General features: G+C 68.7%; 22 protein-coding genes and 1 pseudogene. 22 read left to right on the top strand and 1 reads right to left on the bottom strand.

Annotated features, from left to right (window positions below):
* The first annotated feature begins 231 nt into the window (after positions 1–231).
* The 15 genes and pseudogenes from ACOGI5_RS09325 to ACOGI5_RS09395 all read left to right on the top strand — a co-directional run.
* Complete coding sequence (locus ACOGI5_RS09325) at positions 232–1,758, top strand: YifB family Mg chelatase-like AAA ATPase (RefSeq protein WP_419864144.1); 1,527 nt, start codon at positions 232–234, stop codon at positions 1,756–1,758.
* Positions 1,755–2,942 carry a DNA-processing protein DprA gene (gene dprA, locus ACOGI5_RS09330; protein WP_419864145.1) on the top strand — a complete coding sequence of 396 codons (1,188 nt, stop codon included), beginning with the start codon at positions 1,755–1,757 and terminating at the stop codon, positions 2,940–2,942. Before ACOGI5_RS09325 ends, dprA begins: the two co-directional genes overlap by 4 nt.
* Before the next feature lie 63 nt (positions 2,943–3,005).
* Positions 3,006–3,923, top strand: coding sequence for a tyrosine recombinase XerC (locus tag ACOGI5_RS09335; RefSeq protein ID WP_419864146.1), 918 nt, complete (start codon positions 3,006–3,008; stop codon positions 3,921–3,923).
* Between the two features lie 98 nt (positions 3,924–4,021).
* Positions 4,022–4,516, top strand: coding sequence for a murein hydrolase activator EnvC family protein (locus tag ACOGI5_RS09340; protein ID WP_419864147.1), 495 nt, complete (start codon positions 4,022–4,024; stop codon positions 4,514–4,516).
* Positions 4,517–4,706: 190 nt separating this feature from the next.
* On the top strand, positions 4,707–5,750 hold the full coding sequence (rpsB, locus tag ACOGI5_RS09345) for a 30S ribosomal protein S2 (RefSeq protein ID WP_419864148.1): 1,044 nt from the start codon (positions 4,707–4,709) through the stop codon (positions 5,748–5,750).
* 1 nt (position 5,751) lies between these two features.
* Entirely contained in the window at positions 5,752–6,558 is an 807-nt protein-coding gene (gene tsf, locus ACOGI5_RS09350) for a translation elongation factor Ts (protein WP_419864149.1), read from the top strand.
* Positions 6,559–6,566: 8 nt separating this feature from the next.
* Complete coding sequence (gene pyrH / locus ACOGI5_RS09355; RefSeq protein WP_419864150.1) at positions 6,567–7,337, top strand: UMP kinase; 771 nt, start codon at positions 6,567–6,569, stop codon at positions 7,335–7,337.
* 43 nt (positions 7,338–7,380) lie between these two features.
* Positions 7,381–7,947 carry a ribosome recycling factor gene (frr, locus tag ACOGI5_RS09360; protein ID WP_419864151.1) on the top strand — a complete coding sequence of 189 codons (567 nt, stop codon included), beginning with the start codon at positions 7,381–7,383 and terminating at the stop codon, positions 7,945–7,947.
* A 20-nt stretch (positions 7,948–7,967) separates the two neighbouring features.
* Entirely contained in the window at positions 7,968–9,407 is a 1,440-nt protein-coding gene (locus tag ACOGI5_RS09365) for a phosphatidate cytidylyltransferase (RefSeq protein WP_419864152.1), read from the top strand.
* A 4-nt stretch (positions 9,408–9,411) separates the two neighbouring features.
* The gene (gene dxr, locus ACOGI5_RS09370) at positions 9,412–10,566 is read left to right on the top strand and encodes a 1-deoxy-D-xylulose-5-phosphate reductoisomerase (protein ID WP_419864153.1); all 1,155 of its coding nucleotides are present in this window, start codon (positions 9,412–9,414) and stop codon (positions 10,564–10,566) included.
* Entirely contained in the window at positions 10,563–11,804 is a 1,242-nt protein-coding gene (locus tag ACOGI5_RS09375; RefSeq protein WP_419864154.1) for a M50 family metallopeptidase, read from the top strand. The genes dxr and ACOGI5_RS09375 overlap by 4 nt, the downstream gene beginning before the upstream one ends.
* Positions 11,805–11,817: 13 nt before the next feature.
* A complete protein-coding gene (ispG, locus tag ACOGI5_RS09380; protein WP_419864155.1) occupies positions 11,818–13,029 on the top strand; it encodes a flavodoxin-dependent (E)-4-hydroxy-3-methylbut-2-enyl-diphosphate synthase in 1,212 nt (403 codons plus the stop codon).
* Positions 13,030–13,237: 208 nt separating this feature from the next.
* Positions 13,238–13,981: a ribosome maturation factor RimP gene (gene rimP / locus ACOGI5_RS09385; RefSeq protein ID WP_419864156.1), complete on the top strand. Its 744-nt coding sequence runs from the start codon at positions 13,238–13,240 to the stop codon at positions 13,979–13,981.
* Positions 13,978–15,273 (top strand): transcription termination factor NusA, encoded by a 1,296-nt coding sequence (gene nusA / locus ACOGI5_RS09390; protein WP_419864157.1) that lies wholly within the window; start codon positions 13,978–13,980, stop codon positions 15,271–15,273. Before rimP ends, nusA begins: the two co-directional genes overlap by 4 nt.
* A gap of 99 nt (positions 15,274–15,372) precedes the next feature.
* A pseudogene (locus tag ACOGI5_RS09395) lies at positions 15,373–15,510 on the top strand (translation initiation factor IF-2 N-terminal domain-containing protein); the annotation flags it as partial.
* A gap of 281 nt (positions 15,511–15,791) precedes the next feature.
* Here ACOGI5_RS09395 and ACOGI5_RS09400 read toward each other — a convergent pair.
* A complete protein-coding gene (locus tag ACOGI5_RS09400; protein WP_419865507.1) occupies positions 15,792–16,190 on the bottom strand; it encodes a hypothetical protein in 399 nt (132 codons plus the stop codon).
* 247 nt (positions 16,191–16,437) lie between these two features.
* Between ACOGI5_RS09400 and infB the strand changes: the two genes are divergently transcribed.
* From infB to dapB, 7 genes are all read left to right on the top strand, one after another.
* A complete protein-coding gene (infB, locus tag ACOGI5_RS09405) occupies positions 16,438–18,267 on the top strand; it encodes a translation initiation factor IF-2 (protein ID WP_419865467.1) in 1,830 nt (609 codons plus the stop codon).
* 13 nt (positions 18,268–18,280) lie between these two features.
* The gene (locus tag ACOGI5_RS09410; RefSeq protein ID WP_419864158.1) at positions 18,281–18,676 is read left to right on the top strand and encodes a ribosome-binding factor A; all 396 of its coding nucleotides are present in this window, start codon (positions 18,281–18,283) and stop codon (positions 18,674–18,676) included.
* Positions 18,677–18,681: 5 nt separating this feature from the next.
* A complete protein-coding gene (truB, locus tag ACOGI5_RS09415) occupies positions 18,682–19,572 on the top strand; it encodes a tRNA pseudouridine(55) synthase TruB (RefSeq protein WP_419864159.1) in 891 nt (296 codons plus the stop codon).
* A 10-nt stretch (positions 19,573–19,582) separates the two neighbouring features.
* Positions 19,583–20,527, top strand: coding sequence for a bifunctional riboflavin kinase/FAD synthetase (locus ACOGI5_RS09420; protein ID WP_419864160.1), 945 nt, complete (start codon positions 19,583–19,585; stop codon positions 20,525–20,527).
* Between the two features lie 185 nt (positions 20,528–20,712).
* Positions 20,713–20,985, top strand: a complete 273-nt coding sequence (gene rpsO / locus ACOGI5_RS09425; RefSeq protein ID WP_419864161.1) for a 30S ribosomal protein S15 — start codon at positions 20,713–20,715, stop codon at positions 20,983–20,985.
* Positions 20,986–21,018: 33 nt separating this feature from the next.
* Positions 21,019–23,547: a polyribonucleotide nucleotidyltransferase gene (locus tag ACOGI5_RS09430; protein ID WP_419864162.1), complete on the top strand. Its 2,529-nt coding sequence runs from the start codon at positions 21,019–21,021 to the stop codon at positions 23,545–23,547.
* Positions 23,548–23,679: 132 nt separating this feature from the next.
* Positions 23,680–24,447 carry a 4-hydroxy-tetrahydrodipicolinate reductase gene (dapB, locus tag ACOGI5_RS09435; protein ID WP_419864163.1) on the top strand — a complete coding sequence of 256 codons (768 nt, stop codon included), beginning with the start codon at positions 23,680–23,682 and terminating at the stop codon, positions 24,445–24,447.
* Positions 24,448–24,450: the final 3 nt, after the last annotated feature.

A 24,450-nucleotide genomic window follows, 5' to 3' on the forward strand; every position in this document is an offset into this window, starting at 1 on the left:
CCCGGCGCGGCTCGGCCGCGTGGCGTCGGAAATTGCCGGCCTGCTGTGGACGGCCCCGGTGTACGGTCCCCGTCGAGGCTGCAGTCATGGCCCGCGTGCCGTGATGCAGGCTCAGCAGGCCAGTCGTCACGAGCGCTGCTGTACTGATCGTTGCCCCCAGCGGGCTTCTTCGTCGAATCCGGACTGCGCCGCCTAGGTGCCGCGTCCGGTCCGAGCTGCCGGAGGAGGCCCATGCTGGCCACTGCAACGACCGCGACGCTGGTTGGCGTCGACGGTCACGTCGTCACCGTTGAGGTGCACACCTCGAACGGACTGCCGTCATTCACCATTGTCGGACTGCCAGATGCCGCCTGTCGCGAAGCGCGCGACCGCGTTCGGGCGGCGGTGCTCTCGTCGGGACTCGACTGGCCCGACAGCCGCGTCACCGTCAACCTGGCACCGTCCGGCCTGCGCAAGGGGGGCGCGGTCCTCGACGTGGCCATGGCAGTGGCCGTGCTCGCTGTCACCGAGCAGGTACCAGCCGAGTCGCTGCGTGGGAAGGCGTTCCTGGGCGAACTCGGCCTCGATGGTGCCGTCAGGGGCACTGCCGGCGTGCTGCCCCTCACCGACGCGCTTCGAGACCACGACGTCGTCGTTGCCTCCGAGGCCTATCACGTTGCGCTCGCAGCAAGTCCGCGAGAAGTTCACCCGGTTCGCACGCTGGGCCAGCTCGCGTCGGTGCTCGCCGGCCGCGCACCCTGGCCCGATCCGCCGCCGGTTCCGCCGCAGCCGTCCCCCGTACCGGTGCCCGATCTCGGCGACGTGATCGGGCAGCCCTCCGCTCGACGAGCGGTCGAGGTTGCCGCGGCAGGCGGCCACCACTTGCTGATGCTGGGTCCGCCGGGCGCAGGCAAGACGATGCTGGCCCGGCGGTTGGTGGGCCTGCTGCCGGAGCTCAACCGGCAGTGCGCTATGGAGGCCACGCGGGTCCAATCGGCAGCAGGATTGCCGCTGCCCACCGGCTTGGCCACTCGACCGCTTCTCCGCAGCCCTCATCACACCGCCACGGTGAGCGCGCTGATCGGCGGCGGTACGAATGCGATTCGCCCTGGAGAGATCTCGCTCGCACACCGCGGCGTGCTGTTCCTCGACGAGCTCGGGGAATTCGCGCCCAGCGTGCTCGATGCCATGCGCCAGCCGCTCGAGGAGGGCGTCGTTCGAGTGAGTCGAGCGTCAGGAACGTGCTCGTTCCCGACGCGCTTCTTGCTGGTGGCGGCCATGAATCCGTGCCCGTGCGGCCAGGCCGGGCGGCCGGGTTCATGCCGCTGTTCGGATCTTGCCCGTCGGCGCTACCTCCGGCGCCTCTCGGGACCGCTGCTCGACCGCTTCGATCTCCGCATCCAAGTGCGGCCGCCCGACCCCGACCATTTGCTCGACGGCATCCGCGGCGAGCCGACCGCCGCAGTGGCCAGCCGGGTGGCGGCGGCTCGCGAGCGGGCCGCGTCTCGGGGAGTCGAGGCCAATGTCGAGCTGACTGGCCCGCAGCTCGAGCACGTCGCCCCGCTCACGCCTGCTGCCTACGACGCGCTGCGCGAGCGTCTGCGTGGCGGGTTGCTCAGCGGTCGCGGCTTGCATCGGGTGCGCTGTGTGGCGCTCACGCTGTGTGATCTCGCCGGGGACGAACCGCTCATCGATGCTGAGCGCCTCGACGAAGCGCTCACGCTGCGCGCCAGCGTCGGCAAGCTGCACGCGCCTGCAGGCGCAGGGGCCGCGCCGTGACCGCCGGCGCGATCAGCGTTGAAGCCAGCACCGCAGAGAAGCGGGCCGAGCTGGGCGCACTGGCGGCGCTGTGTTCGCTGCCCCACATGGGTCCTGCGCGGCTGCGCGGCCTGCTGAGCGGCCGTGACGCGCTCGAAGCTGTCGAACATCTGCGTGCCGGGCGGGCCGCGGCGCTGGCCGGGCTGCGGTCGTGCCGCGGCGTCGATGAGCCGCTGATTGAGACATGGCGGCGACAGGTCGCATCGGCGTTCGAGCGTGCGGCAATCGACGGGCATCCGGTCGGCGCCGACTTGCTCGCCGCGCATGCACGCGAGGGCATCTGGCTGTGGGTGCCCGCTCGCAGCGATGCATCTGAGATCTGGGAATCAGACCCTGAGCCGCCTGCGTTGCTGTTCGGCCAGGGTGCTGCGATCGATCCCGAGGTCCGGCGCGTCGGTGTTGTGGGCACACGACGATGCACTGCCTACGGGCGCACAGTGGCACAGCAACTCGGGTCGGGTCTCGCAGTAGCGGGGGTGGCAGTGGTGTCGGGGCTGGCGACCGGCATCGACGGCATCGCCCAGCGATCAGCGCTCGACGCGGGCGGGCCGGTCATCGGCATCGTCGGCAGCGGGTTGGATCAGGTGTACCCGACCGCGAACCGGACGTTGTGGGCCGATGTGGCACGGCACGGGACTCTGCTCAGCGAGTACCCGCTCGGCCGGCGCGCTGCACCGTGGCAGTTCCCGGCGCGCAATCGGATCGTGGCCGCCCTGTGCGAAGTGCTGGTGGTGGTCGAATCGGCTTCCGCAGGCGGCTCGATGTACACCGTGGATGCCGCAGCCGAGCGCAGCCGGCCCGTCATGGCAGTGCCGGGGCCGATCACCAGCACTGCCTCGGCTGGCACCAACCGGCTCCTCGCCGAAGGATGCGCCCCGGTCTGCGACGTGGACGACGTGTTGGCTGCGCTGGGCGAGCCTGGTCGCACCGACGCTGCGTCCGGCAGCCCCGGACTCCCGACGGCGGCGCTTGCGGAAGAGCTCGACCGACGGATTCTGGACGAGCTCAGAGCCGGGCCGCGCACACTGGATGAACTGGCGTTGCAGACCGGCGCCGGACTCGGCGAACTGGCGTCATCGCTCGGCCGCCTGCAGCTGTCGGGCTGGGCCAGCGAGACCGGCGGCTGGTGGGAGACAGCCCGATGAGGGCCTGGCGTCGCCATGGCGGGGCTTGCGAACCGGTGGGGACCCCTCGGTACTGTGGTTCTGGTGACTGCGAGTCGTGCGGCTGCGGCGCCGCCGGAGTGGCGAGTCCCCGAATTCGTGCTGTCGCTGACTGCGGCGTCGGAGTCCACCAAGCGTGCCTACCGCTCCGATCTGCGCCAATTCGCCGAGTGGGCGGCCCGAGCCGGGCTCGACGCACCAGGCGACGTCGGTCGGCGCTGGTTGCGCCGATACATCGCATTCCTGTCGGTGCGCGGGCTGTCGCGACGCTCGGTGGCCCGCAAGGCGTCCGCGTTGAGGCGTTACTTCGGGTGGTTGGTGCGCCAAGGCGCCATCGAGGTCGACCCGGCGCTCGGGCTTGCCGCACCGGCCGGCTCGGGACGCTTGCCGCGCGTGCTCGGTGCGGCCGAGGTGTCCGACATGCTGGGCGACGGCACGGTGCCGGACGATCCGACCGCGCTGCGCGACCGACTCGTGCTCGAGCTGCTCTACGGCAGCGGCTTGCGCGTCGCCGAGCTCTGCCAGCTCGATCGCGGCGCCTTCCGGCCCGGCAGCGCTCACATCGAGGTGATCGGAAAGGGTGCCAAGCATCGCCGGGTGCCGCTCAGCGAGCCGGCCATGGCCCTGCTCGCTGCTTGGCGCGACGGCGGCAGCGACGAGTTCGACGGGCAGCGACTGCGCCAGCCGGCCGAGCGCGACCCTGCTGCGCTGCTGGTGAACCTGCGCGGCAACCGGCTCGGCACCCGGGACGTGCAGCGGATCCTGGATCGCCACGCCGCCACGCCGACCCATCCGCATGCCCTGCGACACACCTACGCCACGCATCTGCTGGACGGCGGCGCCGACCTGCGCGTGGTGCAGGAACTGCTCGGTCACGGGCGACTCGCGACCACTCAGATCTACACGCGGGTCAGCAGGGAGCGCCTCAGGGAGGTGTACGAGTCGGCGCACCCGCGCGCCTGACAGCTGCATTCGCTGTTGCGGGAGCGGCAGTTCTGGCTGTCGCAAGCAGCCCGGCATGGGCGCAGGCTGTGCCTGCGCCGACCGCACCGACGCAGACTGTGCCTGCACAGACGGTGCCGGCGCTTGGTTACATCTGGCCGGTGCACGGCACCGTCGTGGACCCGTTCCGGCCGCCGGACGATCCGTACGGACCCGGTAATCGCGGCCTCGAGTTCGTGACGCAGCCCGGCTCGGCGTTCTGGGCTGCTGCCGATGGAGTCGTCAGCTTCGCCGGGCCCGTGGGAGGGCGACTGCACGTCACGGTGAGCCATCCTGACGGTCTGCGGGTGTCGTACTCCGGGGTCGCGTCGCTTGGTGTGCGCAGGGGCGAACGAGTGCAGCAGCGACAGCAACTCGGCACCACGGGTGATCGGCTGCACGTCGGCGTGCGCCGGGGCGAGACCTACCTCGACCCGGCTCAGGTCTTCGGCAGCCGTCGCAGCCCAGGCGGACAGTCGTCGCTTGGCCGCGCTCATCTCATCCCCACGTCGCCCTCCGTGTATCGCCTGCAACTGCGCTGGTTACACTCCGGCGTCGGCAATGCGGTGCTCTGAGGTTCACGCCGACGGAGACCTGGCATTCAGGAGGCCAAGTCTCCCGGAAGCCCGAGTCTGAGTCGGCGCGTCTCGCCGAGTTCACGATGCCACCGACCATTCACTGACCAGCCGGGGCGACCCCACGGTCGCCGCTGCCCAAGCGGCGTCGTCCCCGGTGCAGAGACACCAACCGTGGGGAGGAGCATTCATGTCCGCTGTTGTGACCATGTCCGACCTGCTCGCCGCCGGCGTGCATTTCGGCCACCAAACCCGACGCTGGAATCCGAAGATGGAACGGTTCCTGTGGGGCGAACGCAACGGCATCTACATCATCGACCTCCGGCAGACGCTCCAACTCCTCGAAGACGCCTATGCCTACGTGCGCGACACAGTGGCCCGTGGCGGCACGATCCTGTTCGTCGGCACCAAGCGACAAGCCCAGTATCCGATCCAGCGCCATGCCAATGCGTGCGGCATGCCCTATGTGAACCAGCGTTGGCTGGGCGGGATGCTGACCAACTTCCGCACAATCCGCGGCCGGGTCACCAAGATGCTCGAGTACGAGCGGATGCGGGCCGCCGGCGACTTCGACAACATGCCGAAGAAGGAAGCTCTGCTGCACACCCGTGAGCTCACCAAGCTGCAGCGCAACCTGAACGGCATACGGAACATGGACAAGCTGCCGGACGCCGTCTTCGTGCTCGACACCCCGAAGGAGCACATCGCCGTGGCCGAAGCCGTCCGGCTGAAGCTTCCGGTGGTCGCCGTCGCCGACTCCAATTCCGATCCCGATCCGATCACCTACGTCATCCCCGGCAACGACGACGCCATCCGCTCGACCGAACTGCTGTGTCGGGTCATTGCCGACGCCGCGTTGGAAGGCCGATACATGGCCGAGCGCAGCGGCGTGGCGGTGGCACCAGCAGGCGAGCGCTCGCCTACCGAAGAGGCACGCATCGCTGCACAGCAAGCCGAGGCACAGCGGGCCGCCATGGCCGAGGCCGCGGCTCGGGAGGCCCGCATTGCCGCCGATCAGGCCAAGAAGGCCGCCGCGGCGGCCGCCGTTCCCGACATGCGATCCGCAGAGGCTCCTGCCGCAGCGGCTGATGCCGGCGGTGACGCAGACCCCGCTGCCGAGGCATCTGCGCCCGACGAACCCGCCAGCGACACGTCTGCGTCCGCCGAGCCTGCCCCCGAATCCGCCGAGGCCGAGACCCTCGCCCCCTCGTCTGCATCCCAAGGAGCGTCCTGACATGGCGGCGTTCACAGCAAAGGACGTTCAGGCTCTGCGCCACGCCACCGGCGCCGGGATGATGGATGCGAAGAATGCGCTGACACGATGCGACGGGGATGCCGACGCCGCGGCCCAGTGGCTGCGCGAGAACGGCATCGCCAAGTCGGCGGCACGGGCAGATCGTGACAACAGCGACGGTGTGGTTGTGGCGCGCGTGGTCGACAGCGGAGACGGCGCCGTGGGTGCCGTGGTGGAGTTGCGCTGCGAGACCGACTTCGTCGCCAAGTCCGACCAGTTCGGGTCCATGGCAGACAAACTGCTGGCCGATGTGATCGCGAGCGGCCCGTCGGCGGTTGCCGACGCGGCCGCCGCCATCGACGATCTGAAGATCACGCTCAAAGAGAACATCGCAGTCGGCGCGGTGGAGCGTTTCGAGGCTCCCGCCGGCTCCTGCATCGACGCATACGTCCACCAGCAGAACGGCCGTGGCGTCAATGCTGTACTCGTGGAGATCGAGGGGGCCACGCCGGACGTGGCTCACGATGTAGCGCTGCACATCGCAAGCAGCCGCCCCACCTACATCCGGCGCTCAGACGTGCCAACGGAGGTCCTCGACCGTGAGCGAGCCACCTTCGAGGCAATCAGCCGGAATGAGGGCAAGCCCGAGGCCGCGCTGCCGAAGATTGTCGAGGGCCGCCTGACGGGTTACCTGCGCGAGCACACGCTCATGGAGCAGAAGTTCGTCAAGGACGAGAAGCGAACCATCGCCGATCTCGTCGGATCAGCGAACGTGACGCGTTTCGCCCAAGTCGAGATCGGCCGCTGAGCATCGCTGTGGCTGCGGCGGGGACCCCGGAGCCGCAGGAGGAAGATCCGCGCCAGCACGCAGCCCGTGAGTGGAAGCGGGTGGTGCTCAAGCTGTCCGGCGAGGCGTTGGCCGACGCCGGAGGGAACAACGTCAGCGCGGCCGTGGTGGACGCGCTGGCTTCGGAGATTGCTGACGTCTGGACGTCGCTCAAGGTCGATATCGCCGTCGTCGTCGGGGGCGGCAACATCTGGCGCGGCATGGCGGGCTCGATCGGCGGCATGGATCGCGCACAGTCCGACCACATGGGCATGCTCGCCACCGTCATCAATGCGCTTGCGTTGCAAGATGCGCTCGAACGCTCCGAAGTGCCCACCCGCGTGATGACCGCCATCGGCATGGCACAGATCGCGGAGCCCTATATCCGGCGCCGCGCCGTGCGCCACCTCGAAAAAGGCCGGGTCGTGATCTTTGCGGCGGGCACCGGCAACCCGTTCTTCACAACCGACACAGCGGCAGCGTTGCGCGCCGCGGAAGTCGACGCCGATGTCGTGCTGAAGGGCACACATTCCGGTGTCAACGGCGTCTATACGGCCGATCCGCAGACGGATCCAGATGCTCAGCTCCTCAGCGAAGTCACGTTTCTCGAAGTGCTGTCCCGGGAGCTGGCGGTGATGGACTCCGCAGCGATCGCCGTATGCAAGGACAACGCCACTCCCATCGTGGTCTTCGATCTCATGACGCAGGGCAATTTCCGCCGCGTCGTCGAAGGCGAAGCGCTTGGCACGCTGGTGCGCTGAGGGATGACGGCCACCCCCGACAGGTCATCGCTACGCTGGTCAGGTGAGCGAATTCGCCGCTGAGATCTGTGCGGACGCTCGCGAACGGATGCGCGGCGCTGTCGAACACGCCCGCGGCAACTTCGCCACCGTCCGGACGGGCCGCGCAACACCAGCGCTGGTCGAGAAGCTTCAAGTCGACTACTACGGCGCAGCCGTTCCGTTGCAGCAGCTAGCGGGATTCTCGGTGCCCGAGGCACGCATGCTGGTCATCCAGCCGTTCGACCGTGCTGCGCTCGACGCCATCTCCAAGGCGGTGATGGAGTCTGACCTTGGCATCAATCCGTCGAGCGATGGCCATGTCCTGCGTCTGCTCTTTCCTCCCTTGACCGAGGATCGGCGCAGGGATCTGGTACGCGTGGTGAAGCAGATGGCCGAGGACGGGCGCGTCGCGGTGCGCAATCTGCGTCGCAGCGCTCGTCACGATCTCGATACGCTCGAAAAGGAGAAGGAGATCTCCGCCGACCAGAAGCGCAGCTTCGAACAGGAGCTCGACGCTGACACCGCCAAATTCGTCGGAGACATTGATCGGGCGTTGGATGCCAAGGAGCAAGAACTCCTCGAGGTCTGACCGAGCAGGTGTAAAGGTAGATGTCCGAAAGCAGCGCGCATCCGCCGGCCCACTCCGGTTCCGATCCCAGCGATCCGGCGGGTGCCGAAGATCCTCTGGGCTCGACCCGGCCGCTGGTGAACTTCGATTCCGACGACGCTCCTGCATCGGATGAGCCAGCCGTGCCGCCCGCGGAACCCGATGCGGCGGCGACGGAACCGGAGCGCCGCGGCGGTTCGCGCCTGTTCCCCCAACTTCCCGATGACCCGCGTCTGGCCGGCGAGACGCCGGCGGCCCCCGACCCCGAGGCGCCCGCTGCAGGGAACCTTGAACCGCTGTTCGATTCGCCCCATGAGGCGACACCGCCGTCGAGCCCGGCTGCTGACGCCCCATCGACGCCGGCAGAGATGCCGCTGCCGCCCCCCGCTGAGGCTGCCACCACGTCCGCCGACGATCCGGCACCTGTCGCTGCGGTCCCGACCGCTGCCGAAGTACCTTCGGAGCCTGGTGCCGCACCATCCGAGACTGACCGGTTCGCTCAGTGGGCCCAGCTCGATGCGTCTGCATCGCACTGGCGTGAGGGGAATCAGGACTATGAGGAGCGTGGAGTCGTGAGCGACGAGGCCCGGACTGTCTTGCACAATGCCCCTGCAGACTCCGGCGGCACCGGTCGCAACCTGCCGGCCGCCATTGCGGTGGGCGCCGTGCTGGCCGCGTTGTTCTTCGGCGCGCTGCGGCTCGGCGAAGCAGCCACCGTCGCGCTCGTCGCGATCGTGCTGGTGCTGGCCGCCGCAGAGTTCTACCGGGCCGCCCGGCCGCTGGGCTACCGCCCGGCGACGCTGGCAGGTCTTGCGGGTGTCGCTGGCTTGACCGTGGCTGTGCACCTGCGTGGCGTCGAGGCATATCCGATCGTGCTGGCCGTTTCAGCGGTGACCATCCTGTGCTGGTTCCTGTTCGGCGTCGAGCGAGACCATCCCACGGCGAACATGGCCATCACTGCACTCGGTCTGCTGTGGGTGGGCGGCTTGGGATCATTCGCTGCGCTGATCCTGCGCGAGCCGAACGGCGACTCGATGCTGATCGGTGCCGTGATCGGGACGGTGGCGTACGACGTCGGTGGCTATGTGGTCGGCCGAACGACCGGCCAGAGCCGACTCGCGGCGAGGATCAGTCCGAGCAAGACGCACGAGGGCCTCATCGGCGGCATCGTGCTGTCGGTGGTGATCACCACGCTTGTGCTGAATCGCTTCCCTGGCGTGTTCCCGTGGACGGAAAGCCTGCTCGACGCCCTGTGGCTGAGCCTCGCCGTCGCTCTTGCGGCACCATTGGGCGACCTGACGCAGTCGATGGTCAAGCGCGATGTGGCGATCAAGGACATGGGCAGCCTGCTGCCCGGTCACGGCGGCGTCTTCGATCGCTTCGACGCGCTGCTCTTTTCCTTGCCGGCGGCGTACTTCGTCGGCACATTCGTCGTCGGCTAGGCCCGTGGGCGCGACGACCGTCGCGGTGCTCGGCTCGACGGGTTCGATCGGCACCCAGACGCTGGAGGTCATGCGCGCTGAGCCGGACCGGTTCCGGGCTGTCGCCCTAGCCGCGAACAGCTCAGTGAGCGAACTCGCGGCCCAGGCCAGCGAGTTCGCGCCCGCAGCAGTCGCCATCGGCGATGCGGGGTTGGCGCCGCAGCTGCGGGCCGCGCTGCCCGCCGGAGTCGAGGTCCTGGCCGGCACTGACGCGTTCGCCGATCTCGCGGGCACGGCAGATGTCGCGGTGAATGGCGTGGTGGGCTTCGCGGGCCTAGGCGTCACCCTGGCGACGCTTCGGGCCGGGCGTCGCCTCGCGCTGGCGAACAAGGAAAGCCTCATCGCCGCGGGACCGCTGGTGCGGCCCTTGCGAGCAGTGCCCGGCGCCGAGCTCATTCCTGTCGACAGTGAGCACAGTGCCCTGCATCAGTGCCTCGCCGGCCAGTCGGCGCCGCCGGAGCGGCTGATTCTCACTGGCAGCGGTGGACCGTTCCGCGGTCGCACAACCGCCGAACTGCGCGAGGTGACCGTCGAAGACGCCTTGGCGCACCCCACGTGGTCGATGGGGCCGAAGATCACGGTCGACTCCTCGACCCTCATGAACAAAGGCCTCGAGGTCATCGAGGCACACGAGCTGTTCGGGATCGACTACGACCGGATCGAGGTCGTCATCCAGCCGCAGTCGGTGGTGCACTCGATGGTGACCTTCGCCGACGGAAGCACCGTCGCGCAGCTCTCTCTGCCGGATATGCGCCTGCCGATCGGCTACGCCTTGGCCTATCCCGAGCGCATCGGGACGCCGTTCGGCGCCGTCGACTGGGCGACGGTCGGTCGCCTCGACTTCGACGTGCCGGACACCGAGACCTTCGGCTGCCTGCGCCTGGCGTACGACGCAGGCCGAGCAGGCGGCACCGCGCCCGCATGGCTGAATGGCGCCAACGAGCATGCCGTCGGTGCATTCCTGGCCGGGCAGCTGCGCTGGCATGAGATCGAGCGTGTGATCTCGAATGCGATGCAGCATCACGACGGCGCTGCTGCCGACAGCGTGGACGCGGTCATCGCTGCGGATGCTGGGGGCCGCCGCGCTGCGGCTGCTGCAGTGATGGGCATCCGCGCATGAGGGGCCACACCGACGAACCGCAGGCGCCGACGCCGAGCTCGGTCGCACGCACTGTGGGCGGCATCGCTGCGCTCGTGGTGTTGGCGCTGCTGGCATGGGGTTACCCGTTCGCCGTCGCCGCTGCGGCGGTGCTCGCCGGTGTGTTGTTCATGCACGAGTTCGGCCACTACGCGGCTGCGCGTGCAGTGGGCATGAAGGTCACCGACTTCTTCCTGGGCTTCGGTCCGCGACTGTGGAGCTTCCGCCGCGGCGATACCACCTATGGTCTGCGCGCCCTGCCGCTGGGGGCCTATGTACGCGTCATCGGCATGTCGAGCAGCGATGTGGTCGAGGCCGGTGATGAGCAGCGGGCCTACCGCGTCAAGAGCTATCCCCGCCGGTTGCTGGTGGTGTGTGCCGGTTCGCTCATGCACCTGGCAATGGCGCTGGTCGCTTACGTGGTGTTGCATGCAGCGCTCGGCGCACCCGCCCTCGACGAGAACCGCTGGCAGGTCGCCGAGGTGATGAGCCAGCGAGACGGCGTGACGCTTCCGGCCGGCACCGCAGGCATCGAGGTGGGCGATCGCATCGTGGGCGTGAACGGTGTCGTCACCGAGGACTGGACTGCCTTCGTGTCACTGGTGCAGGCTCGGCCAGGCGAGCCTGTGCTCCTGGAGATCGAGCGGGACGGCAGGCTCCTTGCCACCGAGGCGACATTGGCGGCGGACCCGGAGACCGGGCGGGGCCTGCTGGGCGTTCGCGCTACCCAGGCGGTCACCTACGAGACGGCCGGTCTGCCCACAGCGACGGGCCGCGCGTTCGCCGACCTCGGGCAGGCGATGGTCGATTCTGTGCGAGGCATCTGGTCGTTGTTCGTGAATTTCGGTGCCGTGATCGACCGGATTGTGTCGCCGCCTGGTGATCCCTCGGCGAACGACGACTTGGGCACGCGGCCGTTGGGGGTGATCGGCATCGTGGATCTGGCTTCGGACACCTCCTGGGGGTGGTCTGAGCGGGCGCTGATGTTCGCCATGGTCAACGTCTTCCTCGGCGTGTTCAACATGTTGCCGGTGCCGCCGTTCGACGGGGGTCATGTGGCGATAGCTACCTATGAGCGATGGCGGGAACGCGGAGGACGCGACCGGTACTTCAGCGATCCGCGGGCGCTGGCCCCCGTAGTCGCCGTGGTGGTGACTGCGCTCGCCCTGCTGGCGGTCGGGTTGCTCTACCTCGACATCGCCAACCCGATCGATCTGTAGGAGCCTGAGCCGCATGAGCACGTCCAGCACCTACGCCCGTCGGCAGACCCGTCAGGTGCACGTCGGCTCGGTTGCAGTGGGAGGCGGGGCACCCATATCGGTGCAGTCGATGACCACCACCAAGACGTCCGATGTCGACGGCACGCTCGCGCAGATCTACGCGCTGGCGGGCGCGGGAGCCGACATCGTGCGCTGCACGGCCAACGACATAGCGGCCGTTGAGGCGCTGGCGCAGATCGTTCCACGCTCGCCAGTGCCGGTCGTGGCCGACGTTCACTTCCAATACCGTCTCGCGCTCGCGGCGCTCGACGCTGGAGTGGCGTGCCTGCGGCTGAATCCGGGCAATATCCGCAAGCCCGACCAGATCCGCGCTGTCGCGACGGAGGCTCGCGATCGCGGCGTGCCGATCCGCATCGGCGTCAATGGCGGTTCCCTCGACCCCGACATCGAATCGCGCTTCGGCATGACGCCGGCTGCCCTGGTCGAGTCGGCCAAGCGGGAGCTCGGCTACTTCGATCAGGTGGGGTTCGACGACGTCAAGATCTCGGTGAAGGCCAGCGATGTGACCCTGATGGTGGAGTCGTACCGGATGCTCGCCGATGAGGTCGACTTCCCGCTGCATCTCGGTGTCACCGAAGCCGGCCCCCCGCCCGCCGGCTTGGTGAAGGCGACTGCGGGCATCGCGACGTTGCTCAACGAGGGCATCGGCGACACCATCCGATACAGCCTCACTGCCGACCCCGTCCAGGAGGCCACTGCCGGGCAGCAGTTGCTCCAGGCGCTGGGCCTGCGGGAACGTTCGGGTACCGATCTCATTGCGTGCCCGTCGTGCGGCCGCGCCGAAGTCGACGTGATCTCGGTTGCCCAGGAGGCCCAGGCAGCGTTCCGTGACCTCGACCTGCCCGTGCAAGTTGCCGTGATGGGCTGCGTGGTGAACGGGCCGGGCGAGGCGCGCAGTGCCGACCTGGGGATTGCCGCGGGCCGATCCCGCGGTCATCTGTTCGTGAAGGGCCAGGTCGTCTCCGTGGTGCCTGAGGACGAGATGGTCGCGGCGTTGGTGAGCTGGGCCGAGATCGTGGCGGCTGACGGTGTCGAGGCGGCGCTGTCTCGGGCCGAGGCCGGCGCAGCGGCAGCCGCCGAAGCCGACCGCGCTGCTCTCGTCAGCGAGCAGGGCGACGACGTCAATCAGGCTGCCGAACGCGTCGCCCTCATACGCCGCCGCTGAGGACTCTGGCCACCAGGCGCAGCGGGCGCAGCCACTCGCGCGGGTTATCTGAGCGCCTTGGTAGCGTCGTGCTTTCAGGACAGTTTCAGTCGGACCTGGGCTCTGCGCCGTGTTCTTGTGGGTCGTGTCCTTGTGGCTCGGCCGCAAGGGCTGGCACCGCAGGCACAACCCCGAGGGCGGCTGGGGCGACGCGGACAGGGAGGTTGCGATGACTGACACCGCTGCGGCCTCGCGCGCCCCCAAGAGCACAGGGTCCCGTGCCGGCGGCGACAATCACGCCGCGCGCGAGGCCGAATGTGCCAGCTCGCGCGCCCCCAAGAGCACAGGGTCCCGTGCCGGCGGCGACAATCACGCCGCGCGCGAGGCCGAATGTGCCAGCTCGCGCGCCCCCAAGAGCACGGGACTCCCGTCTGCTGTCGATCCTTCGCAGGTTGCCGCACTCGTCGAGCCGGTTGCCGCCGAGTCCGGCTGTGCGCTGTACGACGTGCAGTGGCGAGGCGGCACGCTCGTGGTGCTGGCCTCGGCGTCGGGGGGCGGCGCCATCGGCGTCGAAGCGCTGAGCAAGCTCAGCCGCGGGCTGTCCGCCGCACTCGATGCCGCCGACCTGATCAACGGCCGATACGTGCTCGAGGTGTCCAGCCCCGGGCTCGAGCGCAGTTTGCGCCGTCCAGAGCACTTTGCAGGCGCTGTCGGTGAACGAGCAGTGATTCGCACGAGCGGACTGCTGCGGCGGCGCATCGTCGGCGAGATCCTGGACGCCGACGGATCTGCGGTTTCCGTCCGCATCGAGGAGATTTCCGCCAGTGCAGCCGCGGAGCAGGAGATCCAGCCGGGAGTCGGCGAGACGCTGTCGGTGCCGTTCGGCGACATCGCCAAGGCCCGTACCACATTCGAATGGGGCTCACCGCCGCGACGCACGCCGCGTAGCTCCTCGGGAAGGCAGAGACGATGAACAGCCCGGAGATCATGGAAGCGCTCCAAGCACTCGCTGCGGAGAAGGGCATGACTACCGAGGTCCTGCTCGAGGCGGTGGCCAACGGCCTCGAATCGGCCTACAAACGCCGTGAGGGTGCCGCCGAGCAGGCGTACGTCATCATCGACGAGTCGTTCAACATCACGGTGTACGCCCAAGAAGTGGATGAGCTGGGCAACGTCGTGCGCGAATGGGACGACACGCCGCACGACTTGGGCAGGATCGTGGCCCAGACCGTTCGGCAGGTCCTGAACCAGCGCATCCGCGAAGTCGAGCGCGACATGAAGTACGACGAGTACGCCGGGCGCGAGGGCGACATCGTCACAGGCATCATCCAGCAGAACGATGCCCGTTACACGCTGCTCGACTTGGGGCGGGTGGAAGCGTTGCTGCCCCAGTCCGAGCAGGTTCCCTACGAGCGGCCCGAGCCCAACAGTCGCCTCAAGGCGTACATCGTGGAGGTGCGCAAGACCGCCAAGGGCCCGCAGATCGTCGTGTCTCGCACGCATCCGGGACTGATCCGCGAGCTGTTCAAGCTGGAAGTCCCCGAGATCTCCGATGGCGTCGTCGAATTGAAGGCGTGCGCGCGCGAACCGGGCCACCGCACCAAGATCGCTGTCTGGTCGAATGACCCCAACATCGATCCGGTCGGTGCGTGCGTGGGTGCGCGGGGCAGCCGGGTACGCCAGGTGGTGAACGAGCTGCGAGGCGAGAAGATCGACATCGTCCCGTTCTCCGACGACCTCCATGACTTCGTGGCGAAAGCACTGTCCCCGGCTCGGGTCCGGGAAGTTCGCTTTCATTCCGAAGAGGGTGTTGCCGAGGTTGTCGTGCCCGACCACCAGCTGTCGCTGGCAATCGGCCGCGAGGGCCAGAATGCGCGCTTGGCAGCCAGGCTGACCGGCTGGCGCATTGACATCAAGAGCGAAACCCAGATCGCCGAGGAGGAAGCCGGCTACTCGGGAGAGGAGTGGGCCGAGGGGGAGTGGGTCACGAACCCCGACACCGGCGAGCAGACTTGGGTTCCTGCCGACGGCAGTGAAGCGATCACGGCGGGCCAGTGGTCCGAAGCCGTCACCGAGCAGCAGGATGGCGACGAAGCCGGCGAGGCTGTGCAGACCAGCGAGGCTGTGCAGGCCAGCGAGGCTGTGCAGACCAGCGAGCCCGTGCCAGGCGACGAAGCCGTGCCAACCGATGATGCGATGGCCGGGCCCCCTGCAGAGGCTCACACCGACCCCAGTACGCTTCGATCGGACTCGACGGCGCCTTGAGGCCGATGGCCCGTCTCGTCGCGTCCCCGTTTCGTTCCCTGAGCCCCGCCGGGCGCCCCGTCAACTCTCGACAGAACCTCCGACAGAAAGACCGACCGCTTGCCGAAGAAAGTCCGCGTTCACGAGCTCTCCAAAGAGCTGGGCATGACGCTCACCGAGGTGCTCGACGTATGCGAGTCGCTGGGCATCGGTGTGAAGACGCACTCGTCCAGCATGGAGGACGCTCAGGCTGACCGCGTCCGGCGGAAGGCCGCGCGTGAGGGACTGATTCGTGACGAGCCGCCGCCCGAGGCGCGCAAGGCTCGCAAGTCGCCGGCGAAGGCAGCCGCTGCGGCCTCGCGCGACGACTCGGCAGAGGCACGACAGTCGCCGCCCGTGACGCGCCCGGCCCGCAAGGCCCCGGCTCGCAAGGCACCGGCTGAGTCGAGCCCGGCTGCGGAGACGGCACCGGCCTCCGAAGCTGCGCCACAGGCTCCTGCAGCCGCACCAGCCGCAGACCCACCCCCCGAGACGCCATCTCAACCTGCTGTGGCAGCCGAGTCGGCTCCGCCGACGGCGCCGAGCGCTCCGCCGGATCTGCCGCCGCCGGGCACGCCACCGCCGCCGGGCACGCTGCCTTCGGCAGGTGCCCCGCCGCCGGTGCCGCCGCCACGGCGGCTGGTCACCTCGAGCGGCCAGGAGTCCGCGCGGCCGATTCTGCCGCCGTCCGGGCGTCCGGCAGCGCGAGCGGAGGAACCGGCCGCGCCGTCGAGGCCGGCGCCGGACGAGTCTGCCGGATCTGCACTGCCGCCGCCCCCTCCTTCCCGTCTGCCGGTGCCGCCGAAATCTGCCGACGGCCGGCCGATTCCGCCCCCGCCGGCGGCACCTCGTTCGGGTTCCGGCAAGCCGATCCCGCCACCGCCGGGTCCTCCCCGCACATCAGCTCGCAGCGGGGGCCCGTACCGCTCGGGTCCTCCCGGCGGGTTCCGGCGTCCCGCGGGCGGCGGTGACCGTCCGCACGGAGGCGGGCCGGGCGGCGGGCGCGCTCACGCGGGAGCGCCGCCACCCCCTGGGGGCCGTCCGGGCGGACCCCCCGGCGGTGCTCGTCCAGGAGGACCGCGGGGAGCACCGCGAGGCGGTCCACGGGGCCGACCTCGCCGCCGCCGTCGCCGCCAGCGCGAGGAATTGCAGCCTCAGCAGCTCACTGCCTATACGCCGGTCGATGCGCCCGTTCCCGAGGGCGAGATTGTCATCGAGCGAGGATCGACGGCTCAAGAAGTGGCCGCTCGGCTCAATCGCTCGGCTGCCGACATCGTGCGGTTCCTGCTGCAGCAGGGCGAGATGGTGACGGCCACCCAGTCGCTCAGCGATGACATGATCGAGCTCTTCGCTGCCGAGCTCGGCGCCGAAGTGCGCATCACCGAGCCCGGCGCGGAGCAGGAAGAAGAGCTCTTGCGGGCGCTCGAAGTCGACCTCGCAGACATTGGCGCCCAGATCCGGCCGCCGGTGGTCACGGTCATGGGCCACGTCGACCATGGCAAGACGCTGCTGCTGGACCGCATCCGCTCCTCGAACGTCGTCGAGGGCGAGGCGGGCGGCATCACGCAGCACATCGGCGCATACCAGACCATGCGCAGCGATCACCGGATCACGTTCATCGACACTCCCGGTCACGAGGCCTTCACGGCGATGCGGGCCAGGGGAGCGCAGGCCACCGATGTCGTCGTGCTCGTGGTAGCCGCCGACGACGGCGTCATGCCGCAGACGGCCGAAGCCATTGACCACGCACAGGCAGCCGACGTGCCGATCATCGTGGCCATCAACAAGATGGACCGGCCCGGCGCCGATGCTGATCGGGTGCGCGCCCAGCTGGCCGAGCGGGGCCTGGTGCCCGAGTCGTACGGCGGCGAGGTGATCACCGTGCCGATGTCGGCCATGACAGGTGAGGGCATCGACGAGCTGCTGGATCAGATCCTGCTCGTCGCCGAGCTCGAGGAGCTCACCGCCCCGGCATCGGGTCGTGCGGTCGGCATCGTGCTCGAGGCCCATCTCGACCGTGGCCGTGGCCCGGTTGCGACGGTGCTGGTGCAGCGCGGCACGCTGCGCATCGGCGAGCCGATGGTCGCGGGCGCGGCGTGGGGCCGCGTGCGCGCCATGACAGACGATCGCGGTGCCCCGCTCAGCGAGGCGGGTCCGTCCATGCCCGTGGAGGTGCTCGGTCTCGGCGAGGTGGCGCGCTCAGGCGACCTGTTCGTCGTGGCACCAGACGAGAAGACTGCAGGCAAGGTGGCGGAGACCCGCGAGCACTGGCAGCGTCAGGCGAGCCTGGCTGGCACCGCCGGCGGAAGCGGTGGCGGAGCGCGGCTGGAGGACATCTTCAAACAGGTGCAGGCCGGCGAGACGGCCACCCTCAACCTGGTGCTCAAGGCAGATGTCCACGGATCGCTCGAGGCCGTCACGGACAGCCTGCGCAAGCTCGAGCGCCCCGACGTCAAGCTTTCCTTTGTGAGCCGCGGCGTCGGCGGCATCAACGAGAATGACGTGCAGCTCGCAGCCGCATCGGAAGCCACAATTATCGGCTTCAACGTGCGTCCTGACCGCAATGCGCGCCAGACGGCCGAGACCGAAGATGTCGAAGTGCGCCTCTACGAGATCATCTACGACCTCATCTCCGATGTGCAGAACGCCATGGTCGGCTTGCTCGAGCCGGAATTCGAGGAGATCGTGGTGGGCGAGGCGCAGGTGCGTCAGGTCTTTCGCATCTCGGGCGTGGGACCCGTGGCCGGCTGCGTCGTGGAACACGGCAACGTGCGCAGCGGTGCCAAAGTCAGGTTCCTGCGTGACGGCACGATCATCTGGAAGGGCTCGATCTCCTCGCTGCGGCATTTCCAGGACGACGTCGCTGAGGTGTCCGCGGGCATGGAGTGCGGTATCGGTCTCTCTGACTTCTCTGATCTGAAAGAGGGCGACGTGATCGAGACGTACACCGAGCGCGAGATCGCCCGCGTCGCCTGAGAGGCTGAGCCGAATGGCGCGTCGTCCTCGCGGTCGGCGGCGCACGATGCCGACCGCGCACGGATACGAGCGGACTGATCGGGTTGCCCAGGTCGTGCGCGGCATTGTGGCCGCAGAGATGGAACGGCTCGACGAGTCGTTCGAGGGCATCGTGATTGCGGGCGTCGATGTCGATCGCGAACTGAGCGTCGCTGTGGTGCACTACGACGTGCGCGACGACGACGCCGCGGACAGGGCGTCTGCGGCGTTCGAAGAGCATCATCACCGTCTCCAGCGGGCCGTGGGTGCGAGCACCAGCCTGAGACGCACCCCCACGCTTCGCTTTCGCCGCGATCGGGGCGCCGTCGCTGCCGATCGGATCGAAGACCTGCTGGCGGGCCTCTCCGACCCGCAGCACGAGGAGTCCTGAACGGCATGGCGCGACGCCGTCCGGCCACCGTTCATGGCAGCGTCATCGTCGACAAGCCGCACGGGCCCACCTCGCACGACGTGGTAGCCCTGCTGCGTCGCCGATTCGGCGAGCGGCGCATCGGCCACGCTGGCACGCTCGATCCGTCCGCAACGGGTGTCCTGGTGGTCGGCATCGGCAGCGCGACGCGCCTGCTGCGATTCGCCACTGCAGGCCGCAAGAGCTATGAGTGCGAGATCGTGTTCGGGGCCGAGACCAGCACGCTCGATGCTGCTGGCGAGACGGTCGCGACCTGGCGCATGGACCTCGATCCGACGGAGGTCGCCGACGCGGCTGCAGGCTTCGTCGGCTCGATCTTCCAGCTGCCGCCGATGGTGTCCGCCGTTCGCGTCGGCGGTCGCCGCCTGCACGAGATCGCCCGGTCCGGCGAGGCTGCGGAACGCGTGCCGCGCGAGGTCGAGGTGTACCGATTCGAGGTGGAGTCCACCGGTGATCCGCGGGTGTACCGGGCCTCGGTCGACTGTTCCGCCGGCACCTACGTCCGGACGCTCGGCGCCGACCTGGGGAGTGCGCTGGGCGGCGGTGCTCACATCCGAGCGCTCCGGCGGACGCGCAGCGGCGGGTTCTCGCTGGCTGAGGCCGAATCCCCTGAACGGGCAGCGCTGCGACCGCCCGGGGAGCTGGTACGTGACCTGCGCCAGATCCGTCTGTCCGACGATGACGCCGCCGACGCCCGCCAAGGCGTTCACCTGGCCGCTCATCGCTACGACGGCCCCGGCCCGTGGACGCTCATCGATCCCGACGGCCGGCTCGTAGCGGTGCATGAGCGCGTCGACGATCGCCTGCGGGCGACGGTCCTGCCCCCGCAGAGCGTGCGCGGACCGGCCGCTGAGTAGCGTTGCGCGCGTGGAGGTCATCCGCGACTTGGACTGGTGCCCGGTGCTCGAGCACGGCAGCGTCGTGACCGTGGGGGAGTACGACGGCGTCCACCGCGGGCACCGGACCGTGATCTCGGAGATGCATCGCCTCGCAGCCGAGCGGGGATGTGCGACCGCCGTCGTGACCTTCGACCGTCATCCCGCCACCGTGGTGCGGCCCGAATCGGCCCCGCTGCTGCTGTGCGACCTCGACCACAAGCTCGAGCTGCTGGCCGAGACCGGCGTTGACTTCACGCTGGTGGTCACCTTCGACGAGGCCCAGGCGGCGGTGCCTGCCGAGCAGTTCGCGCACGAGATACTCGTGAGATGCCTGACCGCACGGGCAATCGTGGTGGGCGCCGATTTTCATTTCGGCAAGGGACGCCGGGGCAATATCGAGACGCTTCGCCAGGTCGGCGCCGAGTACGGCTACCAAGTGGTCGGGCTCCCGTTGGTGAAGCAGATGACCGGCGACGGCGACGTGATCTCGTCAACATCGATCCGTGAAGCACTTGCCGCGGGCGATGTGGAGCGGGCTCACCGGCTGCTCGGGCGACCGTTCGAAGTCCGTGGTGTCGTCACGCTCGGCGACCGCCGCGGCCGCCAGATCGGTGTGCCCACGGCCAACCTGCCCACCACTCCCGACCTGCAGATACCGGCTGATGGCGTGTACGCGGCATGGTACGTGCGCCCCGATGGTGCCCAATATCCGGCGGCTGTCAACATCGGCCGCCGCCCGACGTTCTACGAGTTCGCCGAGCGCTCGCTCATCGAAGCCCACCTGATCGGCTTCCGCGGGGATCTCTACGACGAGACCGCCAAGGTCCGCTTCGTCCGCAGGCTGCGGGCCGAGCGCCGCTTCGACGGCATCGACGAGCTGAAAGCTCAGCTTCGCCGGGACATCGAAGACGCCGCAAAGTGCCTGCACACCTGATTCGCCTGGCACAGCTGCCATAGCTGAGGGTCCTGCCGCCTCCCCAGCGGGCGCACCACAGTTCTGCTGGTAGCCTGCACGGCTGACAAGAGACAGAAGACCACGGCCGGGTTGTCCGGTCGGCTCGTCGCAGCAGGCCTCCCTTCGGCCCTGCGGCGGCAACACAGAGGGAATACAGCAACGGCATGAGTGCCAAGAGATCAAGTCCAGCGGCTTCGGTGATCGACGAACATCGTCATTCAGAGGCCGACACCGGATCGCCAGAGGTGCAGGTCGCTCAGTTGAGCGCCCGCATCGAGCACCTCACTGAACACCTCCAGACCCACCACAAGGATCATCACAGCCGCCGAGGGCTGCTGAAGCTCGTCGGACGCAGGCGCAGGTTGCTCGACTACCTGAACGCCAACGACGTCGAGCGGTACCGGGCTTTGATCGCAAAGCTCGGCCTTCGGCGCTGACCACCGATCCCCACCCCCACAACAGGAGCAGACATGGCTGAAGCCATTTCGGTCACCGGTCCCATCGCGGGCACCGACAAGACCATCACTTTCGAGACCGGCGTGCTCGCCGGCCTCGCCAACGGGGCGGTCACGTCCCGCATCGGCGACACGCAAGTGCTCGTCACCGCCACGGCGTCGAACCGTCCACGCGACGGAGCGTCGTTCTTCCCGCTCACCGTCGACATCGAGGAGCGCATGTACGCCGTGGGCCGCATTCCCGGCTCATTCTTCCGGCGAGAGGGGCGTGCATCCGACGATGCGATCTTGGTGTGCCGGCTGATCGACCGTCCGCTGCGGCCCAACTTCCCCAGCGACTACCGCCACGACACCCACATCGTGGGCACGATTCTGGGCGCGGACCACGTCAACCCGTACGACCTAGTGGCGCTGAACGGTGCGTCGGCGGCCCTGTGGCTGAGCGGCATCCCGTTCGAGTGCCCCATTGCCGGGGTGCGCATCGCCTGGTCCACCGACGGCGAGTGGATCCCGTTCGCTACCCACGAAGAGTCCGAAGCGGCCACCTTCGAGATGGTGGTGGCCGGTCGCCAGCTCGACAGCGGCGACATCGCCGTGATGATGGTGGAAGCCGGCGGCACCGAGAAGGCGTTCGAGTACTACGCCGAGGGCGCGCCGAAGGTCACCGAAGACGTGCTCGCGAGCGGTCTCGAGGCCTCCAAGCAGTGGATCGACGACATCATCGAACTGCAGAAATCGCTGCGCCGGATGGTCGAGGAGCAATCCGGCCCGATCTCGGTGATGGAGTACACGTCCAGCAAGGACTACTCCGACGAGGTGCTCGACCGCGTGCGCGAGGTCGCCGCCGATCGCATGCGTGAGGTCATGGCGATCGCCGACAAGGCTGACCGCGAGGCGGCACAGTCTGAGACCAGCAGCGCCGTGGTCGACGAGGTCGCCGCAGAGTTTGCCGATCTCGACGGCGCCAAAGATCAGATTCGTGAGGCCGTCAGGTCGCTGTCGAAAGAGATCGTGCGCGAGCGCATCGTGGCCGACGGCTTCCGTATCGATGGACGCGCCACAGATGAGGTCCGGCCGCTGTCGTCAGTTGCGGGCTATCTCGGCCGCACCGCTCACGGCTCGGGCCTGTTCCAGCGCGGCGAGACCCAGGTGCTGAACGTCACCACCTTGGCGATGTCGCGGATGGAGCAGATCGTCGACACCCTGAATCCTCAGGACCGGCGCCGGTTCATGCACCACTACAACTTCCCGCCGTTCTCCACTGGCGAGGCCGGCTTCATGCGAGGCCCCAAGCGGCGCGAGATCGGGCATGGCGCGCTCGCTGAGCGAGCGATCTTCCCGGTCATCCCGTCCAAGGAAGACTTCCCGTACGCGATCCGGCTGGTTTCCGATGTGCTCAGCTCGAACGGTTCCACCTCGATGGGGTCGGTGTGCGCATCGTCCCTGTCGCTCATGGACGCCGGCGTGCCGATCGTGGATCACGTCGCCGGAGTGGCGATGGGCTTGGTGTACGCCGACGGCAAGTACGTGACGCTCACCGACATCCTCGGCGCAGAAGACGCCTTCGGCGACATGGACTTCAAGGTCGCCGGCACAGAAGATGCGATCACGGCGCTCCAGCTCGACACCAAGATCGAAGGCATTCCTGCCGAGGTGCTGGCCCAAGCGCTGCAGCAGGCCCGGCAGGCTCGCCTGCAGATCCTCGAGGTCATGCGTGCGGCAATTGCCGAGCCGAGGCCCGACGTGGGCGAGACGGCGCCGAAGATCACCAGCTTCGAGATCCCGATCGACAAGATCGCCGAGGTCATCGGGCCGCGGGGCAAGGTCATCAACTCCATTCAGGAGGAGACCGGCGCCGACATCAACGTGGACGACGACGGCACCGTGGGCACCGTCAGCATCGGCGCTACCGACCGTGAAGTCGTGGCGGAGGCGGAGCGTCAGATCCGGTTGATCGTCAACCCGCCGACGCCCGACGTGGGTGCCACCTACGAGGGCCGCGTGGTCAACATCACCAAGTTCGGTGCATTCGTGAATGTGCTGCCCGGCACCGACGGGCTGCTGCACATCTCCAAGCTTGGCGGCAGGCGGCGGCTGAACTCGGTCGAGGAAGTGCTCGAGCTGGGCGATGTCGTCAGCGTGATCGTCGAGGAGATCGATCCGAACGGCAAGATCAGCCTCTCGCCCGCCGATCCGACACAGGTCGGCGGCTCCGAAGGCGACGCCGACGGGGCAGAAGACGATGGGCCCCCGAGGCGTGACCGCGGCCGTGACCGGGACCGGGGCAGCAGCGGCAACGGAACACGCCGTTCTCGCACGCCGGTCGCCGCCGCAGTGCCGGCGGGCAGCGGAGCCGATGCATCGGCTGCCGATGCCGATGGCGATGACGAGGGCGGCGCCGTATCGGCACCGAGCGGTACCGCCCGTGAGGACGTGTCGTTCGGCGAGCATTTCGAGCAGATCGCCAAGGACGTCTATGGCGACCTCGGGCCCGAGCTCGAGCAGTCCGGGCGGGGCTCAGGCCGACGTCGCGGCCGCCGCTGAGCGAAGCGGCCCAGCAGGCCGACCCGCTCGGCTGCACATCCAGCTCTCCCCGGACGGGTTCCCGACTTCGATTCGATACGGGCCGCTCGGGCCCTCCGGGCGCTGCCGCTGCGCGCCACTAGCGTGACCATCGTGAGAGTTCTGGTGTTCGGCGCGGGCGGACGGATGGGTGCCACGGTGTGCGAGGCCGTGGCCGGTGACGACGGTCTGCAATTGGCGGCTGGTGTCGACCCGGGCGCAGGCGGCCAGCGTGACGCCACCGGAGGCATCGACATCGTGGCGTCGGTCGCCGACGTCGACCCGGCTGCCGTCGACGTGGCTGTCGATTTCACGGTTGCTGCTGCAGCCCGCGAGAACTTGGCATGGTGCGCGGCGAACGGCGTGCACGCCGTTGTCGGCACCAGCGGCCTCGACCCCGACGACTACGAGCGGTGCCGGGCAGCGTTCACCTCCAGCAACTGCCTCATCGCCCCGAACTTCGCCATCGGTGCGGTGCTCATGATGCGCTTCGCCGAGCTTGCCGCTCCGTTCTTCCCGACTGCTGAGGTCATCGAGCTCCACCACGACAACAAGGTGGATGCGCCTTCCGGCACCGCCATGCAGACGGTGCGTGCGATGGCAGAGGCCTCCGATGACTGGGGGCCCGATCCCACCCGCGACGAGGTGGTGCCGGGCGCTCGGGGCGGCAAGGGTCCCGGCGGCATTCCCGTTCACTCCGTCCGGCTGCGTGGTCTGGTTGCGCACCAGCAGGTGCTGCTGGGCACGGCAGGGGAGACGCTCACCATCCGCCACGACAGCCTGGACCGGGTGTCGTTCATGCCAGGGGTGCTACTCGCCTGCAGGGCGATCGCCGATCATCCCGGTGTCACGATCGGTCTCGATAACTATTTGCAGCTCTAGGCG

The sequence above is a fragment of the Candidatus Poriferisodalis sp. genome (assembly GCF_965208925.1).
GTDB lineage: Bacteria > Actinomycetota > Acidimicrobiia > Acidimicrobiales > Poriferisodalaceae > Poriferisodalis.

Excerpts from the sequence above, each read along its gene's own strand:
- ACOGI5_RS09325 (WP_419864144.1), top strand. The coding sequence starts at position 232 with ATGCTGGCCACTGCAACGACCGCGACGCTGGTTGGCGTCGACGGTCAC.
- rpsB (WP_419864148.1), top strand. The coding sequence starts at position 4,707 with ATGTCCGCTGTTGTGACCATGTCCGACCTGCTCGCCGCCGGCGTGCAT.
- tsf (WP_419864149.1), top strand. The coding sequence starts at position 5,752 with ATGGCGGCGTTCACAGCAAAGGACGTTCAGGCTCTGCGCCACGCCACC.
- ACOGI5_RS09365 (WP_419864152.1), top strand. The coding sequence starts at position 7,968 with ATGTCCGAAAGCAGCGCGCATCCGCCGGCCCACTCCGGTTCCGATCCC.
- ACOGI5_RS09375 (WP_419864154.1), top strand. The coding sequence starts at position 10,563 with ATGAGGGGCCACACCGACGAACCGCAGGCGCCGACGCCGAGCTCGGTC.
- ispG (WP_419864155.1), top strand. The coding sequence starts at position 11,818 with ATGAGCACGTCCAGCACCTACGCCCGTCGGCAGACCCGTCAGGTGCAC.
- rimP (WP_419864156.1), top strand. The coding sequence starts at position 13,238 with ATGACTGACACCGCTGCGGCCTCGCGCGCCCCCAAGAGCACAGGGTCC.
- nusA (WP_419864157.1), top strand. The coding sequence starts at position 13,978 with ATGAACAGCCCGGAGATCATGGAAGCGCTCCAAGCACTCGCTGCGGAG.
- ACOGI5_RS09410 (WP_419864158.1), top strand. The coding sequence starts at position 18,281 with ATGGCGCGTCGTCCTCGCGGTCGGCGGCGCACGATGCCGACCGCGCAC.
- truB (WP_419864159.1), top strand. The coding sequence starts at position 18,682 with ATGGCGCGACGCCGTCCGGCCACCGTTCATGGCAGCGTCATCGTCGAC.
- rpsO (WP_419864161.1), top strand. The coding sequence starts at position 20,713 with ATGAGTGCCAAGAGATCAAGTCCAGCGGCTTCGGTGATCGACGAACAT.
- ACOGI5_RS09430 (WP_419864162.1), top strand. The coding sequence starts at position 21,019 with ATGGCTGAAGCCATTTCGGTCACCGGTCCCATCGCGGGCACCGACAAG.